Genomic DNA, 18,646 nt, shown 5'->3' on the forward strand with positions numbered 1-18,646 from the left:
TTTTTTATCTTAAAGATAATAACTAGTTTTTGTCATTAACTTTGAAATAGCAGTCATCGTAATTTTTACAGCATATGGTAATTCAACACCGCCTGCTTCAAGCGCTGTATGGCGATGATGTAATTCATCTTCATTCATTTGCTCTAAAATTTTACGAGAACGATCATCTTGAGCAGGTAACTGGTTTAAATGATCTTGTAAATGAAGGCTGACCTGACGTTCAGTTTCTGCAACAAAACCTAAGCTATATTTGTCACCTGCAATGCCGGCAAGAGCACCCATACCATATGAAAGCCCATACCAAATTGGGTTTAATAAACTAGTATGACTATTTAGCTCTTTTAAACGAACTTCACACCACGCTAAATGATCTTGTTCTTCAATTGCAGCTTGTTGCATTTCTTGGCGTACATTTGGCAATTTCGCCGTTAATGCTTGTCCATGATAAAGGGCTTGTGCGCATACTTCACCACTATGGTTAACACGCATTAAGCCTGCGACATGGCGAGCATCTTCTACTCCTAGTTTTGCTTCAACCGATTCGGCCGGATTTTGGCGCTGTGCTGCGGTTGCACCCGGAACAAGACTACGTAATGCTTGATCAAAAGAGTTAATAAGCTGATCAATTCCAGTATAGTGGCGCATAAATTAGTCCTCCAAAGAAAGATGTGCTGTGGCAAGCATTGGTTTTAGACGTGCTAGAAGCCAAATACTAAAGATTGCACTAAGTACAGCTGTAATAATAAATAGTATTTTAATATCAATTTTTAAAACACTTAAGATTAAGATTGAAAAAATTGCAGATGAAACCATAAAAACGGCATTTAAAATGTTGTTTGCTGCTACAACACGAGCGCGATGTGAACGTGGTGAATAAGCCTGCATCATGGCATATAAAGGAACAATATAAAAACCGCCGCTAATCCCCAGTAAAGTCACCGCTAACATGACATGATAGTAAACCCAGCCTTGAGTAAAAATATCTTTTAACGTGAGTAATGCACCAGTTCTTTCGGGTACAAAAGCTAAACTCGCGGCAAGGTAAAGCGCAAAAAGGGTAAGGCCAATCGCACCAATTGGTACCATTTTAATATTAATTTCTGAGCCGCCAATTTTACGGCAAAGAAGAGACCCGACCCCAATACCGACTGAAAAGAAAGTAAGCAAAAGGCTAACCACATTTTCTGATGCATGCAGATTTTGTTGGGTGAGCTGTGGAATTTGCGTTAAATAAGTAGCACCATAAAACCAGTACCACGAGTTACCTAACAAAATGGTGAATACTAAAGGTAAGCTTTTGGCATATTTAATCGTTTGAAAACTTGTACGAATGAAATTCCAGTCAATCTTTAAATCGGGAGCAGCAACTTTCTGTGGCAAAATGAAGCGGCTACATAAATAGCCAATGCAAGCAATAATTACAACAGTAAGACTAATCCACAATAAGTTCCCATGTGAGGATGCAATTACAGCGCCACCTAAAATCATCCCGAATAAAATTGCCATTGAAGTGCCTGACTGAAACAGAGCATTACCAGACATTAATTCTTGCGGTTTTAAAATTTCAGGCAAAATAGCGTATTTGATGGGGCCAAAGAATGTTGAATGTGTTCCCATTAAGAATAAAGCAAGAAGAAGCAACCATAAGTGCCCCAATAAAAAACCGGCAGATCCAATGAGCATAATAATAATTTCTAAAATTTTTATGCCGCGGACGAGTTGTGAGCGCTCATATTTATCTGCAATTTGTCCGGCAGTTGCCGAAAAAAAGAAATAGGGCAAAATAAACAAGAGAGCTGCCAAATTATTAAGGGTACTTACAGGAGCAGATTGCTGCTGAATCAAGCCATAAGTAATCACTAATAATAAAGCTTGCTTAAAAACGTTATCATTTAATGCGCCAAAAAACTGGGTAAAAAACATCGGTACGAACCGACGTGATGTCATCAGGTGCTCATCTTGTTTCATCATGTGCAAACTTCATTGTGTTTTATAAAAAAATGTGACCGAGTGTTAATTTGCATCTAAAACCATGTATGATATTTTTAACGCTTGATTAAATGAAAAATCAATGGTTTTGAGTGAGTTTTACACTTACCTTGGTGCGTTTTATTAAAAAATAAGTCTAGAGTTTTCTATGCCTTCTAAAATTAAGTTTAAACAGTCAACTCTCTCTCATTCTATGCATTTAATTTTAAAAATGCAGGGGATTCCTAAACTTATTTGTAGCAGCTTGTTGTTAACGGTTTGTGTAACGCCAAGCTTTGCTCAAACCTCTGTTGAGAGTAACTCTTCAACTTTAAATCAGACCGTGCCTGATGCATCAACTGAACAATTAGTTCCAGTGAGTCAGCAAACAACTGCTCCCATAACAGATATTGCTACACTTGTGACTCAAGCGCAGCAGCAACAAGATAGCTTGGCTATATTGCAACAACAAGAACAATTTCCAAATCAAATTGACGAATTTAAGCCAATCGCACTTGATAATCTTGAGGATTTGCCTGACTTGCCTGTTGACCAAAACATGGCAAATGAAATTTATAAAGTCGCTGAAGAAGCTAAAAGTGAAGCACAAAACTTCCAAAATGGTACTCAAAGACTACCCGAAGTTACAGTCAATGATGCAACTCAGTCTGAACTTAATCAGATTAATCAAGCACCTGTAAATATTGATCAGCTTATGCAAGAGATTAAATCTGATAGCCAGATTGTAGTCGAAGCCAATGAAACTGGAAAAACTTTACCTGAATTAACTCCGGAGGCTGAACAGCCACCTGAGCAAGCTGGTTTCTTTAAACGTATTTTAAATAAAGTACGTCCACCACGTGCAATTCCGATGGAACAAGTGCCACGTATTAGTGCGGATGTGGACGGTGCTTCAGATGTGCTGGCTAAAAATATTAAAGGTAAGTTATCAACATTTACCCAAGAATCATTTGAAGATTTTAATGCCGCTTTACCTCAGCTCAGAACGCTAAGTAATCAGGCTGCGCAAGCAGTGGGTTATTATAATGCTGAGTTTAAATTTGAAAAATTAAGTCCGAGCCGAGTTCGCGTTAAGGTTACACCAAATGAACCTGTACGAATTAATGAGCAAAATATCGAATTTACTGGTGCTGGTGAAAAACAAGCTCAGTTTCAGGTTATTCGCTTAATTCCTGATCAAGATGTGGGTGATATCTTTAACCATGGTTTATATGAAACCACGAAAACCCGAATCGTTAATGCAGCCACTGATAACGGTTATTTTGATGCTTTTTGGCGACTGCATGATGTGAAAGTGAGTCAGCCAGAAAACAAGGCTGATATCAATTTGCGCTATGAAACAGGTGAGCGCTACAAATTAGATAAGGTTGAGTTTCGCATGAGCGATCCATCGAAACCCTTGCCTTTGAACCAAAATATTTTAGAAAGTATGGCCCCTTGGAAAGAAGGTGATGACTATGCATTTTGGCGTGTAAATACTTTAGCAAATAACCTAACTAACTCGCGTTATTTTAACTACACCTTAGTTGATAGCATCAAACCCGATCCAATTGAAAAACCACTTGAGCTACCGCCAGATTTGCAGGCTTTAGTCGATGAGCAAAATATCGATGTGGATGAGTCTAATTTACTTTCACCCGAAGAAAGACAACTTGCTAAAGCACGTCAATTCGCTACATCTAATAAAGAAGTTACGCAAAACGTAGCAGATGAAAAACAGTTTGCAGGAACACAAAAAACAAAAGAAGCAGAACCTCAAACAGCAATGTTGCAAAGTGCGTCAGTTCAGCAGGCGGAACAAGAAACTGAACAAGATCGTTTACAAGCTCAAGCACGTGAAACGAAAAGAATTCCAGTCATTGTGACTTTAAACGCAGATAGGCTAAATAGTTTAGAAACGGGTATTGGTTATGGGACCGATACAGGTGCACGTTTACGTAGTCAGTATCGCCGCTCTATTGTGAATAAATATGGTCATTCTTTCGATGCTAACTTGGAAGTCTCGCAAATTCGTCAATCTATTGATGGCCGATATAGTATTCCCTACAAACACCCGTTGAATGACTACTTTAACATTGTGGGCGGTTATGAGCGTGAAACGCGTGATGATATTGGTCCAGATGTAAGTTTGCTTACTGAATCCGCTGTTGTTGGTGGTGAACGAATCATTAAACGTCCGTTAGGTAACTGGCAACATACTTTTGGTGTCCGTTATCGTTTAGACCGTTTGACCCAACAGGGTAATGTTGATATTTCTGAGTTACCAGATGCTTTTAAAACTGCAGCATCAGAGCAAGAAGCACTATTATTTAGTTATGAGACCTCTAAAACCTCAAGTAATACACGTTTAAACCCAACGAAAGCTTTTAAACAAACCTATAAGGTAGAATTAGGTAGCGAGAGTTTACTGTCCGATGCCAATATGGCAATTGCAAGTGCGGGTTGGAGATTTATTTATTCTCTGGGTGAAAATGATGATCATCAATTCGTTGGAAGATCTGACCTTAGCTACATTTTTACCGATGATTTTGACAAAGTTCCGTACAATCTTAGATTCTTTACCGGTGGTGACCAAACAATTCGTGGCTTTGACTATAAGAGTCTTTCTCCGGAAGTAGATGGATATAAAATTGGTGGACAAGCTTTGGCTGTAGGTTCTTTAGAATATAACTATCAGTTTAAGGACGGTTGGCGAGCTGCTGTTTTCTCTGACTTTGGTAATGCCTATGATAAAGACTTTAGTAATCCAGCAGCTTATAGCGTTGGGGTGGGAATTCGCTGGAAGTCTCCAATCGGTCCAATCCGTTTAGATGTCGCTTCGGGTATTTCAGATGAAAACCATCCGATTCGTTTACATTTCTTTATAGGCCCACAACTTTAAAAATAAAATTTTATTAGGTTTATTTTATGGCGGATGTAGAACAGCAGCCAACTTCGGCACCTCGTTCACCTAAGAAGCGGCGCATTTTGCGTAGTTTCGTGCTGACGATATTGATCATATTTTTATTATTAGCGTCTTCGTTAGTGATCATGATGTCAACAGATCGCGGAAGCCGTTTTTTATTAGATCGGGTTTTAGAAGCTCAGAAAATAATTAAATATGAATACGAAGGCGGAAACTTACTGCGCGGAATTATTCTTAAGAATGTTTTGGTGCAATTAACGGAAGTTGACGTTTCATTAGACAGAGCTGACGTAGGCTTAGGTTGGCGCTCTTTATTATTAGAAAAAGAAGTACATTTAAGCCATGCAGATGTGCGTAATTTACGTATTATTAATAAAACTCCGCCGTCTGGTAAAGCCTTCGAATTTAAGCCTATTAAGTTGCCATTTTTTCTACGTATTGATGAAGCCGATGTTGATCATTTAGAAATTAAGCTAGCAACCTCAGATGTAAGTTTTCATGACGTCCATTTGCAAGATGCACTTTGGTCAGAAACTAAACTGGAATTTGAAAAATCCAGTATGGATATGGGCTATCTTTCAGTCCACAATGCCACAGGAAAAATGGATTTCAGTGGTAAATATCCATTAGATGCTACAGCAGATTTAAGAATCCCATCTTTAAAAAGTTTAAATATTCAAAATATTAAAGTTGTAGCACGCGGAAGTTTAGATACTTTAAAAGCTGGTGTTGCAACAACAACTCCCGATTTGTTAACGGGTTGGGCGGTATTGCATCCTGTTCGTGATGAAGTTCCAATGCAAGGTGAGTTATTACTAAAAAATTATCACTTACCTTTATTGGTTGAACAAAAATTATTTGCAAAAAATGGTGTAATCAAATTTCAAGGTGATATTAAACAACTTAACTTGGCAGTTGATACAGATTTAAAGGGTGAGAATTTACCTGAAGGTCAATACAACGCTTTAATGAATACTGACTTGGTTCATCAGTTGAATATCACTGATTTTAATGGCCAAGTTATGAAAGGCGCTGTTAACCTGAAAGGTTTAGTCAGCTGGAAAGATCATGTGACTTGGGATATCAAAGGCCGTTTAGACCATATTAACCCTAAAGACAAAGCTATTCCTCAAGTTGTACAAGACTTTTTACCACCAAGTTTGGATGCTGCTGTTGCTTCCACTGGTTCTTTGGAAAAAGGTACTGAATTATTTGCCAATGTTGATTTTGACCGTTACGAGTCTTGGAAGCTTAAGTTTAATCAGGCTCCTGAAAAAAATAATAAACCTCAACCAATGTTTATGAATGTAGCTTGGACGAAAATAGACCGCGCAATGCCTTATATTGGGTGGTTGAGCAGTGACAATGGTCAGGTCGATTTAACGTTACGTGATGGTCAGCAAGATATTAAAGTTGCTACAAAAGTATATCAGCATGAAAAAACGTTATTACCAGCAGGGCAATATCTAGCTAATCTGAATGTTAAAGATAATATTTTAAATGTTCCCAATTTTAGTTTTGCTGCTGAAAAAGGTAGCTTAACTGGTCAGGCTAAAGTGTTGCTTCCGACTGAAAAACGTCAGTTGGTTTGGAATGCTTTGTTAAATGCAAAAGATTTTAATCCACAAAGTATTCATGCAGCAGCACCTGTTAATCTTTTAAATGGTTCGATTAAAGCGAATGGTTTTGCTAAACCAAACCAGCAAATTATTCAATTTGAGAAAATTGATTTAACAGGTCGATTAGCTCAAGCGGGTCAAGAGACTGTAAGTTTGGGTGGGAAAAGTACCGCAGCATTATTATTCCATGATGTAAAAGCTGGTGGCGGCTTTAAAGGCTTTGCAGTTAATTATGATGGGTCTTTAAAAGCCCTAAAACAGGCAAATGGTTTATTGAAGTTCTCTATAGCGGGTACACCAGATTTTATTCGAATTAATCAGTTACAGCATGATGGCGTCGCTGGAAAAATCTATGCGACAGGTTCTGTAAACCTAAAAGATCGGATTGCATGGGATATTAATAGTTCATTAGTACGCTTTAAACCTCAATATTTTACCTCAGCGGTAAAAGGCGAAATTTCAGGTAATCTGAAAACCCAAGGGGTTTGGGCAGACCATTTAAAACGAATTAATATTCAGCAATTGAACCTTGCTGGCTTTATAAATAATAAACCTGTTCGAGGTAAGGGTAATCTATCTTTATTGATGGACTCTAATCAAAAAGGCTTTTTACCTCAGCAGTTTGAAGCAAATAATTTATTTTTAGTCTATGGGCAGAATCAGCTACAAGCGACAGGTAATGCACAGAATCTAAAAATCAAGCTCAATGCACCAGCACTTTACGAGTTATATCCAGGGCTACGTGGTCGAGCTTACGGTGATCTAAATGTACAATCACAGCCACGTTTAAAAGCAACTGCAAATATCGCCGTAGATGATTTTGCTTTTAATACTTTAGTAAGCGTGAAAAGGTTGAGTATTCAGGGTGAACTTCCAACGTCGGAAACGACACCAACTCAATTAACCGCAAAATTAAATAATCTGCGTAGTGGAAATAGACAAATTCAGTCTGCTGAAGTGAATTTAACAGGAACAAGAAAAGCGCATTTATTGAAAGTACTTGGCAATAATAGTATTTCTAAGTTCTATGTTCAGTTAGCAGGTGGGTTTAACCAGAATAATGATTGGTTAGGCCAAATTCAAAAAGGAAGTTTTGATTCAAGACGTATTCGTCTGGCCCAAAATCAAAATGCCCCAGTGATTTATTCTTCTGCAAAATCTGAGCTATATGTGGGCCAACATTGTTGGCAAAGTGCGAATAGCCAGCTCTGTTTTGATCAGCCAGTACGGGTAAGTAAGGCTCGCGGTAATATTTCGTTTGTAACTCAAAACATGGATTTAAGTGACTTCGCGGCATTTATGCCAGAAGGCTTAGCGATGACTGGGCAATTAAACGGTTATGCTAAGGCTGCGTGGATTAATGGAGGTAATCCAAAACTTGATGCACGTTTAATTACACGCAAAGGTGAAATTGGTTTAGCTGCTGAAGATCCACAAGACCCTGCAACTACTCTGGCTTATGATGAGTTAGGTATTATTGCAAAAAGTGTATCTGAAGGGCTGTTATTCCGTGTTGATGTGAAAACACCTGATATTGGCACAGGTTATGCGAACGTCATTATCAATCCATTCCAGCCATCAATGCCAATGCATGGTGAAGTTGCATTTAATGATGTTCAATTAAAAGTCTTAAAACCATTTATTCAAGATGTCCGCAAACTGAGTGGAACCTTAGCCTTGGCTGGTAAAGTCAATGGTACATTAACTCAGCCACAATTTACTGGTGAAATGCGTTTGAAAAATGGCGCAATCAGTATGATTTCGCTTCCCGTTAATTTAACGAATGTTCAGGTTTACTCATCAATTCGTCAGGACATGGCAACAATTGATGGCGCGTTTAACAGCGGTCAAGGTGTAGGACTTTTAAAAGGTAGTTTTGAATGGAAAGATTCGCCACGTCTTCAATTAAACCTCAAAGGTGATAATTTACTTGTACGTCAGGCTCCATTAATTACTGCAATTGCTAATCCAAATCTTACACTTGATATGTATCCTTTCGATAAGCGTTTAAGCTTAAAAGGATCGGTAGATGTTCCTCGTGCACGTATTTCAATGCCAGAAACAACTGCTCCGGTCATTAACACTTCATCAGATGTCCGTATAGTTCGACAAGGCCAAGATCCGCTTGCAATTTTACGAGCTGCTAAACCTTGGGATATTCGAGCTGATATTGCTGTTAATATTGGAAACCAAGTGATATTCCAAGGCTTTAACAGTAATATTCCGTTAGTTGGTCGTTTAAATTTAAGTCAACGTGGTTACGAGACTGCAATGAGAGCTAATGGGGCAATTGGTGTCAGTCAAAAAGTGAAAATCGAAGCCTACGGACAAAGTCTAGATTTGAATCGAGCAATTGCGCGTTTTAATGGTCCATTGGCAAATCCAACTTTAGATATCGATGCAAACAAAAATGTTCAGGGCAGTATGGTTGGAGTACGTGTTACAGGTACTGCAACATCGCCAAACATTCAGGTTTACAATGATGCCGGACTATCTGAGCAAGAAGCATTGAATGCACTTGTTACGGGGCGTATTAATGAAGGTTCAAGTGGTTTAAGTAATGCAGAAGGATTTAAGTCCGATGTAAATAACACCATTGCTGCCGCAGGGATTAGTATGGGATTGGGTGGTACACGTGCTTTAACGAACCAGATTGGACGTACTTTCGGTTTGAGTGGCCTAGCTTTAGATGCACAAGGTACGGGTGAAGATACACAGGTGAGCTTAACGGGCTATATCACACCTGATCTATTTATTCGTTATGGTGTTGGCGTATTCACTCCAGTGAACAAGCTGACTTTACGTTATCAAATGAATCGACGTTTATATCTAGAAGCAAGTCAGTCTTTAGAAAGAGCGATCGATCTATTCTACAATTGGCGTTTCTAGTAGACGGAAATTAAACATTAGAAAGTATGCTAGTACCTATAATGATTTGATTAGTCTCAAGTAATAACGGAATAAAAGCTCACTTCTTAGTGGGCTTTTATTTTAAGCACTTCTATAGAATTTAAAAAAGTTGAATATTTATTATATAAAACATCGATTCTCTTAAAGGGAACCAAAGCTTGAACAGGCTTTTAATTAAAGAAAACTCACTTGAAAATTACTATTTTATAAATTAGTTTTCAGAATCATTAAATGAAACTAAATTGATAATACCTTGTTGATAAGTGCAAATAAGGTGGTTTTTTCCAAGGATATACCAGTGAAAATAGATACTTCTGTTGAAATTAAATATGACAAGGAAAACGGTACCAATATTAAATATCGTGGGCTAATTCAAAAGTTAACAGCAACATTGTCATTGACGCTTTTGTCATTTGGATGGGGCTCTACCGTAAATGCTGCACAACAACAAATTGCTTTAGTGGGAACATGGACATCGATTCCTAATGCACCACTTGCGCAAAAACCAAAACAAGCCAGTGAAGGTTTATACCAGCTTAAAGTGAATCACGATGGAACCTTAACTCCTGTTAAAGTCTTGAAAATGAAAAGTCCTTCTTGGATTGTAAAATCGAAAGATGGCCATTTTGCCTATACCACTAATGAAGAAAATGAAGGGGCGGTGACCGCACTATCAATTCAAAATGGAAAGGTGGACGTGTTGAACACAGTGGATAGTCATGGTGGACATCCAACACATGCATCAATCAGTTTAGATGGTAAATTTCTATTTGTGTCGAACTATTCTGCATTTGATAAAGGTCGTGGTGGGGTAGCTGTTTTCCCAATTTTGCCAAACGGCCATTTAGGTGAAAAAGTACAAAATATTGTTTTTAGCGAGGGTTCTGGTCACGTCAAAGGTCGTCAGGACAGTGGTCATGCACATTCAACTACATTTAGCCCAGACGGTAAGTATTTATATGCGAGCGATCTTGGAAATGACAAAGTCTATACCTTTCGTTATAACCCAAATAAGCCTCAACCACTCGAAGCGGACAACAGCCGAGATGTGACTTTTACACATGGTTCTGGCCCGCGTCATATGGTCTTTTCACCAAATGGCAAACATGCGTATGTTACCGCAGAAATGCGAAGTGAAATTGTGACATTTAATGTGCAAGATGGTCATTTGAAAAAAGTGGCGGAGCTAAAACTAATTCACGAAGATAAAACACCTGAATTTAAGAGCGCGAGTGGAATTATCCTCAGTCCAAATGGCAAATATGTGATTGCTGCTAACCGTGGTGCAGACAACAAACTTTTAGTATTTAAAATTCAACAGAATGGATTGCTAGGTAAACCAGCAGTTTATAAAGCTAATGGTATTGAACCACGTGCTTTCTCATTCGATGCGTCAGGTAAATATCTATATGTAACCAATGTTTTTACTAATAACATTAGCTTGTTCCGCTTCGATGCAAAAAATGGCACATTAAAACCCGCTGGCGATGCAGCAAAAATATCGACGCCGACTCATATCAAATTTTTTAATTGATCCGAATTAAAAACTTGGTATTTCTGGTATTTGATATAAAAGACCGAGATTTTGCTATCTCGGTTTTTTATGACTGTTTTTGCAAAAATGATGATTTTCCGTATGATATGAGCAGCAATAATTAGTGTAGTGAAATGATGAAAAAGATTTTATTGATTGCAGTGAGTTTGTTCTTTGTCGGTTGTTCAGAAAAGAAACCATTAACACCAGAAGAGCAGTGGCATGGCTTTTGTACTAGCGTAGGAAATGCAGCTAGAAGTATTGTTTTTGATCGTCAGCAAGCAATTGAAAAAGCTCAGGCCGTTGAGCATGCAAATAAAATTGAAGATGACATTACGAAAAAATTCATTCTTAATATTATTGAAAAAGTTTATGCGATTCCAAAAGAAGAACTGACGAAAGATTCTCAAGCACTCCAAGAAAAAGTTAGAAAGCAAGCGATGGATGAGTGTTTGGCAACGCCTCATGACAAAATGCCAAAATATAAATCGTTCTAATTGGGTAAGGTTATTGAGTTTTCTCTCATCTCGGGCTTTTTTGCTTAAAAATAGCCCAGATTTGGCTAATTCGCTCATTATTTGCACATGGGTATTTAGATACAAAATAATGGGCATCACGGAGAAACACCCCGTTTTCATTAACTTTTACCTTGAACTCTAGTAAACTTTTATAGTCCATATTACTTGTGAAGCTTTTACGAAAGCTGGAATTTGCAAGTAATTTTTCAAAAAAAGAGGAATGAACACCGTGCTAGAAGCTTACCGCCAACACGTTGAAGAACGTGCCGCACTCGGAGTCCCACCGAAGCCACTTGATGATGCTCAAACAGCTCAGCTTGTTGAACTATTAAAAAATCCACCAGCAGGCGAAGAAGCGTTCTTGGTTGATTTGCTTGAAAACCGTGTTCCTGCAGGTGTTGACCAAGCAGCTTATGTAAAGGCAGCGTTCTTGGCAGCGATTGCAAAAGGCGAAGCAACTTCACCACTCGTTTCTAAAGAACGTGCAGTTTACTTACTTGGCACGATGCTTGGTGGTTATAACGTAGCACCACTTGTTGAGCTTCTTGATAATGCTGAACTTGCAAGCTTAGCTGCTGAAGCGTTAAAGAAAACACTTCTTGTATTTGATGCATTCCATGACGTAGCAGATAAAGCAAAAGCGGGTAATGCCAATGCTAAAGCTGTTCTACAATCTTGGGCAGATGCAGAATGGTTCACAAGCCGTCCTGACGTTCCAGAAGAAATTAAAATCACTGTGTTCAAAGTAACTGGTGAAACAAATACTGATGACTTATCTCCAGCGCAAGATGCTTGGAGCCGTCCAGATATCCCATTACACGCAAATGCAATGTTGAAAAACGAGCGTGATGGTATCAACCCTGAAAAACCAGGTGAAGTTGGTCCGTTAAACCAAATTAAAGAACTTATTGCGAAAGGCAATCAAGTTGCTTACGTAGGCGACGTTGTTGGTACAGGTTCAAGCCGTAAATCTGCAACTAACTCTGTACTTTGGTTCTTCGGTGACGAACTTCCACACATTCCAAACAAAAAAGATGGCGGTGTGTGCTTAGGTACTAAAATCGCTCCAATTTTCTTTAATACAATGGAAGATGCAGGTGCATTACCTGTAGAAATCGACGTTGCTAACATGAACATGGGCGACGAAGTAGTATTGAAAATTGACCATGCTGCTGCAAAAGTTACTGCTTTTAAAGATGGCGTTCAAATTTCAGAAGCAGAACTTAAAACTCCAGTACTTCTAGACGAAGTACGCGCTGGTGGTCGTATTAACTTGATCATTGGTCGTGGTTTGACAACTAAAGCACGTGAAGAATTAGGTCTTGCACCTTCTACATTGTTCCGTACACCTGTACAACCTGCTGACACTGGCAAAGGCTTCACCCAAGCTCAGAAGATGGTTGGTCGTGCATGTGGTTTAGCTGAAGGTCAAGGTATCCGTCCGGGTACTTACTGTGAACCTAAGATGACTACAGTTGGTTCTCAAGATACAACTGGTCCTATGACTCGTGACGAGTTAAAAGACTTAGCTTGCTTGGGCTTCTCTGCTGACTTAGTAATGCAGTCTTTCTGTCACACTGCTGCGTATCCAAAACCAGTTGACGTAACTACTCACCATACATTACCTGACTTCATCATGAATCGTGGTGGTGTATCTTTACGTCCAGGTGACGGTATTATCCACTCTTGGTTAAACCGTATGTTACTTCCAGATACAGTAGGTACTGGTGGTGACTCACATACTCGTTTCCCAATCGGTATTTCATTCCCAGCGGGTTCTGGTCTTGTTGCATTCGCAGCTGCAACTGGTGTTATGCCACTTGACATGCCAGAGTCTGTACTTGTTAAGTTCAAAGGTAAAATGCAACCTGGTATCACTTTACGTGACCTTGTACATGCAATTCCTTACTATGCAATTCAAGCGGGTGACTTAACTGTAGAGAAGAAAGGTAAGAAAAACATCTTCTCTGGTCGTATCCTTGAGATTGATTTGTCAGAAATGGAAAATGACTTGACTGTTGAGCAAGCATTTGAACTTTCTGATGCATCTGCTGAACGTTCTGCGGCTGGCTGTTCAATCACACTTTCTGAAGAGAAAGTTGCTGAATATTTACGTTCTAACATCACCATGTTGAAGTGGATGATCTCAGAAGGTTATGGCGATGCTCGTACTATGGCGCGTCGTGCTGAAAACATGCAGAAGTGGTTAGACAATCCAAGCTTGTTAAAAGCTGATGCTGATGCAGAATACTTAAAAGTTTACGAAATCGATCTTGCTGACATCAAAGAACCAATTCTTTGCTGCCCGAACGATCCAGATGATGCGAAACTTCTTTCTGATGTTCAAGGCGACAAAATTGATGAAGTATTCATCGGTTCTTGTATGACTAACATCGGTCACTTCCGTGCAGCTGGTCAGTTACTTGATAAAGTACCTGGTGGTTCATTGTCTACTCGTTTATGGTTGGCTCCACCAACTCGTATGGACGAGCACCAATTAATGGAAGAAGGCTTGTATAACATCTATGGTCGTGCTGGTGCGCGTACAGAGATGCCTGGCTGTTCATTATGTATGGGTAACCAAGCACGCGTAGCGCCGAACACAACATGTGTATCGACTTCTACTCGTAACTTTCCGAACCGTTTAGGTCAAGGTGCAAATGTTTACTTAGCATCTGCTGAGCTTGCATCTGTAGCTGCGGTTCTTGGTAAATTACCAAGCCCAGAAGAATATCAACAGTACGCGTCGCAAATCGACAGCGCTTCTGCTGACATCTACAAATACTTAAACTTCGACAAGATGAGTGAATATACTAAAGAAGCTGATCAAGTTGATACTAAGAAAATCCAAGCTGCTCAATTGACTTAATGAGCTAGGATGAAGAAAGGCCGAAAGGCTTTTCCCTAGCGCAAGAGCAAATCTATGATTTGTTTGAGCAAAAAGCTAGAATAAGGGCTGATTAATCAGCCCTTATTTTTTTTTTGAAATAATTTCTAATTAATCTAAATTTTAAATCAAAAAAATTGTAGTAAGTTCTGTGCTATGCCTATCTAATAATTTTAATTAATATGGTCCAGTAATTTTGGCTTTACAATTCAATCAATCCATCATTTAATTATTGAAAATGAGTGATTTAAAAAGTTGATTTAACTAAATGGCGAAACAGTCCCGCTTCTTATGTATTGGTGGATTTCTTAACGGTTCTGCTGTTAAAGATCAAGGTGATAGTTTTATCTGTGTCGAAAATAACAAACAAGTAGCCTATCATAAAAAGGAAATTTTCCATCCAGACTCATGGGATCAAGATTACTACGTCTGCGAAACTACAACAGATCAACAGGCACGAAATTGGGTTTATGATATTAAGCCCGATTAATTTACTTGATATCATTTTATTCGGTGAATAGGCAATTTAGTATTTTTTAAATGCCTACATGGAAAAGCCCCTTTGAAAGGGGCTTTTTATAAACTAAAACAATTCTACCAATAACCCAACACTTTCCACCACAGTCCGCCAATCACTACAAAAATAATGATATTAACAACACTCATGACAAAACCAGCTTTCCACCATTCACCGAGTGTGGTGTAACCCGAACCGAAGACTACAGGGGAAGTGCCAGTCGCATAATGGGTTAAGGTCATCATAATACTTGAAGCCGCTGCCATCATTAAAGCAAAGAGCATTGGCGGTGCACCGAGTGCAAGTCCTACCGTATAAAAAGCAGCAAACATTGCGGTAATATGTGCCGTTGTGCTAGCAAACATATAATGTGCATACAAATAGGCGAGCATTAATAATAAACAAGCCGGCATCCAGCTTAGACCTAAATGACCAATACTGGTTTCTAAAACACTCGAGAACCACGTGATTAAGCCAAGCTTATTTAAATAAGTTGCCATCATGACTAATGCTGCGAACCAAGTAATCGTATCCCACGCGTTCTTTTGCGTCAGAATATCATCCCAAGTTAAAACACCTGTAAGTAGCAATAACCCTAAACCAATAAAAGCTGTCGTCGTTGGGTCAACAGCCCAATCGGAGCCAAAAATCATGGCGGGAATACCTGCCCATAGCATCAATAAAATACCGAATACACCAAGCATGATGATTTCATTTTTACTGACTGGACCCATTTCTTTTAATTTAGTTTTAGCAAACTGAGCTGCATTAGGCGTTTCTTTGACTTCGGGTGGATACATCCAATACATAATCAAAGGCATAATAATTAATGCAATCAAACCAGGCAATAACATCGCCAGTGCCCAAGTACTCCAACTTAATGAAATTTCACTATTGGTCGCCTTTGCCACTAAATCAACTACTAATGGGTTAGGGGCGGTTGCAGTAATAAACATTGCAGAGGTAATCGGGTTGGCTTGGTAGTTAACCAATGAAAGATATTTTCCCATCCGACCTTCGGTGCCTTTAGCAGGATCAGAATCATAACTAGTAGAAATTGCCAGTACAATTGGATGAATAATTCCGCCACCACGTGCAGTATTACTTGGCGTTACAGGGGCGAGAATGAGTTCTGAAAGTACTATGCTATAGCCAATGCCAATGGTTTTTTTGCCCCAAACTGCGATAAATAAATAGCCTAACCGTGCGCCCAATCCAGTTTTTTGCAAACCTTTAGAGATCATGATAGAAATACCAATCAACCAGATTAATGGGTTAGCAAAGCTACTAAGGGCATCTTGAATTGCACCGCTTGGGCTTGTGTTAGTCACGCCAGTGATAGCGACTAAAGTTATTGCAATAATGGCAATAGCACCAATTGGCATAGCTTTACCGATAATTGCGGCAATTACACCGACAAACATTGCTAATAAATGCCATGCATCAGGATCAACGCCAGTAGGTACAGGAATTACGAACCAGATTAACAATGTAATAAATAAAGAAATAAGTGTAGGGAGGGCTTTAAATCCCATGTAATTTCCCCTTGTTTTCATATGATTAAAAAAATAAAGTTCTTTAAGAGTAAATCGCTAAAGAAATAAGTATTAAAGTTCTATTATCGATTAAATGATTCGAAAATTCAAAAAAACGAAAAATAACAAGCGATAAGTACTAGCTTTCATTTCAATGAAATAGGCCATTCTTTTAAGTTAAACATTTCTTAATTTAAATATAAATTATTAAGTTTTTCTAAAATCTGGCGTTGAAATTGATGCCAAAAATTATAAATTCTCTGGATGGATATCAGCCTAATAAATAGTACTTAGAATGGGTGATTTTAGAAGAATCTATAAAGATAGCTAATTAAATTAATATATTCTAATACTAATTTTTAGAAAATATTAAAGATTAAAAAATAAATTATATAGCAAGGTTAAGATATAAATAGCGTAAAAAATTATTAAATAAAATAACTTGTATATAATATTGGATAAAAAATAGGCTTTGTGAGTTATTGTTTTTATTGAAAGTGTGAAGTGAGTCATGAGTTTATTTAAAAACAATAAATAAATCATTTTTTAATTTGTTATATATAAAATTAAATATAGTAGTAGAAATTAACTGGTTTTTTGTTTTAAAATAATTAAACGAACTTAAAAATAATTAAAAAAAATATGGGTATTTTATATAGGGAATTTGAGAATGCTAAAGACGATAGTTGAATTTAAATTTGATGATTATCAACTGTATGAGCAAAAAATGCACTCCAATGAAGGAGGGATTTTAGTTCAAAAAACTGAAGATATCGCGCAATATATTTTTAGTATATTGAGAAATAGATATCATTTAAATGTGGAGCTATACAGTGAAAACTGGGGGTGGCAAATTGAGATTCCATTGCCTGAAATAACGATGTATCTTGGAATAAGTGTTTATGAAGAATATAGCAATGGATTCGCAATTTTCATTTCACCCAATACACCTATTTTAAGAAAGTTTTTATTTAAAAAAATCGATATTACCCACCATATTATGGTGCTGCAAAACTATATAAATATTATCTTAAAATCACATCCAGGAATCTATGATGTGTTGTGGTGGAAAGAAAATGAATTCCGATGTGTAGTGGCGAGTTGAAGTCCAAAAAATAGAAAATTTAAAGTATCGAAGTGAGTTAAGGAAAATTTATTAAAGACTATATTGGTGAATAGAGGGCAAGAGCTTACTATATCTTCAATATCAAGTGGTCAGATCAATATGCAAAATTCAGTTTTGAAGGGATTGCGTAAGTTTTTCTATAATAATCTTCATAATCATGACTATGAAACTACGGTAAGTAGATGTATTAATTATTTTTTAGTTGTTTTAATTGTTGGCAACGTCGCTGCCGTTTTATTAGAAACAGTAAATGATCTGTATACAAGTTATCGTATTTGGTTCGACTATTTTGAAGTTATTTCAATTGCAATTTTTAGTATTGAATATTTATTAAGATTGTGGAGTGTTGCAGATCGAGATACGACACAATCTGCGTGGAAAATCCGCTTGAACTGGATGAAAAGCGGGGAAGCAATTATTGATTTGATGGCAATTTTACCTGCTTATCTCAATTTCTTTGTACGAATTGATCTTCGTATGCTTAGAATCTTACGTTTACTTCGACTATTAAAATTAACACGCTATTTCATCTCACTTCAGATATTGTTATGCGTGATTAAACGTGAGAAGGGTTCTTTTCAGGCAGTTATCTTTATTTTAATCATTATGATTATTATGACTGCTTCTGGAATTTATGTGGTTGAAAACAAGGCTCAGCCAGAAGCTTTTAGTTCAATACCTAAATCTATGTGGTGGGCTGTAGTGACTTTAACCACAGTGGGTTATGGCGATGTAACGCCAGTGACCAGTTTAGGAAAGTTATTGGGGGCACTCATTACAATTTTGGGTGTTGGTATTGCGGCTTTACCAGCTGGTATTTTGGCATCTGGGCTTGCAAATGAACTTAACCAGCGTAATCAAAGGCTAGAGCAAGAATTTCGTGAATTACTTCAAGTACGAGGTATTGATATTTTACATGATGAAGTTGAAATAGAGCGAATCCGTCAAAAAGTAGGTCTACCAAAAGAGCAGGCGCATAACCTGATTATTCAAATTATGCGGGAAAAAGTATTAGAGCAAGAAGAGTCAGTTAGAGAGAAAAAATGTTATTGCCCACACTGTGGAGGAAAGCTAACTGATTAGAAATAATAAGTTAGCGTTTTCTG

General features: G+C 37.9%; 11 protein-coding genes. 8 read left to right on the top strand and 3 right to left on the bottom strand.

Translation table 11 applies throughout. From position 1 onward, the window contains the following. Nucleotides 1-9 precede the first annotated feature (9 nt). Nucleotides 10-645, bottom strand: a complete 636-nt coding sequence (coq7, locus tag MMY79_RS06590; RefSeq protein ID WP_252612607.1) for a 2-polyprenyl-3-methyl-6-methoxy-1,4-benzoquinone monooxygenase — start codon at nucleotides 643-645, stop codon at nucleotides 10-12. Nucleotides 646-648: 3 nt separating this feature from the next. Beyond that, nucleotides 649-1,971, bottom strand: a complete 1,323-nt coding sequence (locus tag MMY79_RS06595) for an MFS transporter (protein WP_252612608.1) — start codon at nucleotides 1,969-1,971, stop codon at nucleotides 649-651. Nucleotides 1,972-2,137: 166 nt separating this feature from the next. Between MMY79_RS06595 and MMY79_RS06600 the strand changes: the two genes are divergently transcribed. The 6 genes from MMY79_RS06600 (at nucleotide 2,138) to MMY79_RS06625 (ending at nucleotide 14,852) form a co-directional block, all read left to right on the top strand. Further along, nucleotides 2,138-4,870 (top strand): autotransporter assembly complex family protein, encoded by a 2,733-nt coding sequence (locus MMY79_RS06600; RefSeq protein WP_252612609.1) that lies wholly within the window; start codon nucleotides 2,138-2,140, stop codon nucleotides 4,868-4,870. A gap of 26 nt (nucleotides 4,871-4,896) precedes the next feature. Then, a complete protein-coding gene (locus MMY79_RS06605) occupies nucleotides 4,897-9,402 on the top strand; it encodes a translocation/assembly module TamB domain-containing protein (protein ID WP_252612610.1) in 4,506 nt (1,501 codons plus the stop codon). 319 nt (nucleotides 9,403-9,721) lie between these two features. Next, nucleotides 9,722-10,957: a lactonase family protein gene (locus MMY79_RS06610; RefSeq protein WP_252612611.1), complete on the top strand. Its 1,236-nt coding sequence runs from the start codon at nucleotides 9,722-9,724 to the stop codon at nucleotides 10,955-10,957. A gap of 134 nt (nucleotides 10,958-11,091) precedes the next feature. Then, entirely contained in the window at nucleotides 11,092-11,454 is a 363-nt protein-coding gene (locus MMY79_RS06615; protein ID WP_252612612.1) for a hypothetical protein, read from the top strand. 250 nt (nucleotides 11,455-11,704) lie between these two features. Further along, the gene (locus tag MMY79_RS06620; RefSeq protein WP_252612613.1) at nucleotides 11,705-14,344 is read left to right on the top strand and encodes a bifunctional aconitate hydratase 2/2-methylisocitrate dehydratase; all 2,640 of its coding nucleotides are present in this window, start codon (nucleotides 11,705-11,707) and stop codon (nucleotides 14,342-14,344) included. 286 nt (nucleotides 14,345-14,630) lie between these two features. Beyond that, entirely contained in the window at nucleotides 14,631-14,852 is a 222-nt protein-coding gene (locus tag MMY79_RS06625) for a hypothetical protein (protein ID WP_252612614.1), read from the top strand. Between the two features lie 104 nt (nucleotides 14,853-14,956). Here MMY79_RS06625 and MMY79_RS06630 read toward each other — a convergent pair whose 3' ends face one another. Further along, entirely contained in the window at nucleotides 14,957-16,414 is a 1,458-nt protein-coding gene (locus MMY79_RS06630; protein WP_252612615.1) for a DASS family sodium-coupled anion symporter, read from the bottom strand. Between the two features lie 670 nt (nucleotides 16,415-17,084). Between MMY79_RS06630 and MMY79_RS06635 the strand changes: the two genes are divergently transcribed. Then, nucleotides 17,085-17,519 (top strand): hypothetical protein, encoded by a 435-nt coding sequence (locus MMY79_RS06635; RefSeq protein ID WP_252612616.1) that lies wholly within the window; start codon nucleotides 17,085-17,087, stop codon nucleotides 17,517-17,519. Between the two features lie 120 nt (nucleotides 17,520-17,639). Beyond that, nucleotides 17,640-18,623, top strand: coding sequence for an ion transporter (locus tag MMY79_RS06640; RefSeq protein WP_252612617.1), 984 nt, complete (start codon nucleotides 17,640-17,642; stop codon nucleotides 18,621-18,623). The last annotated feature ends 23 nt before the right edge of the window (nucleotides 18,624-18,646 follow it).

Source organism: Acinetobacter sp. XS-4 (assembly GCF_023920705.1).
Lineage (GTDB): Bacteria > Pseudomonadota > Gammaproteobacteria > Pseudomonadales > Moraxellaceae > Acinetobacter.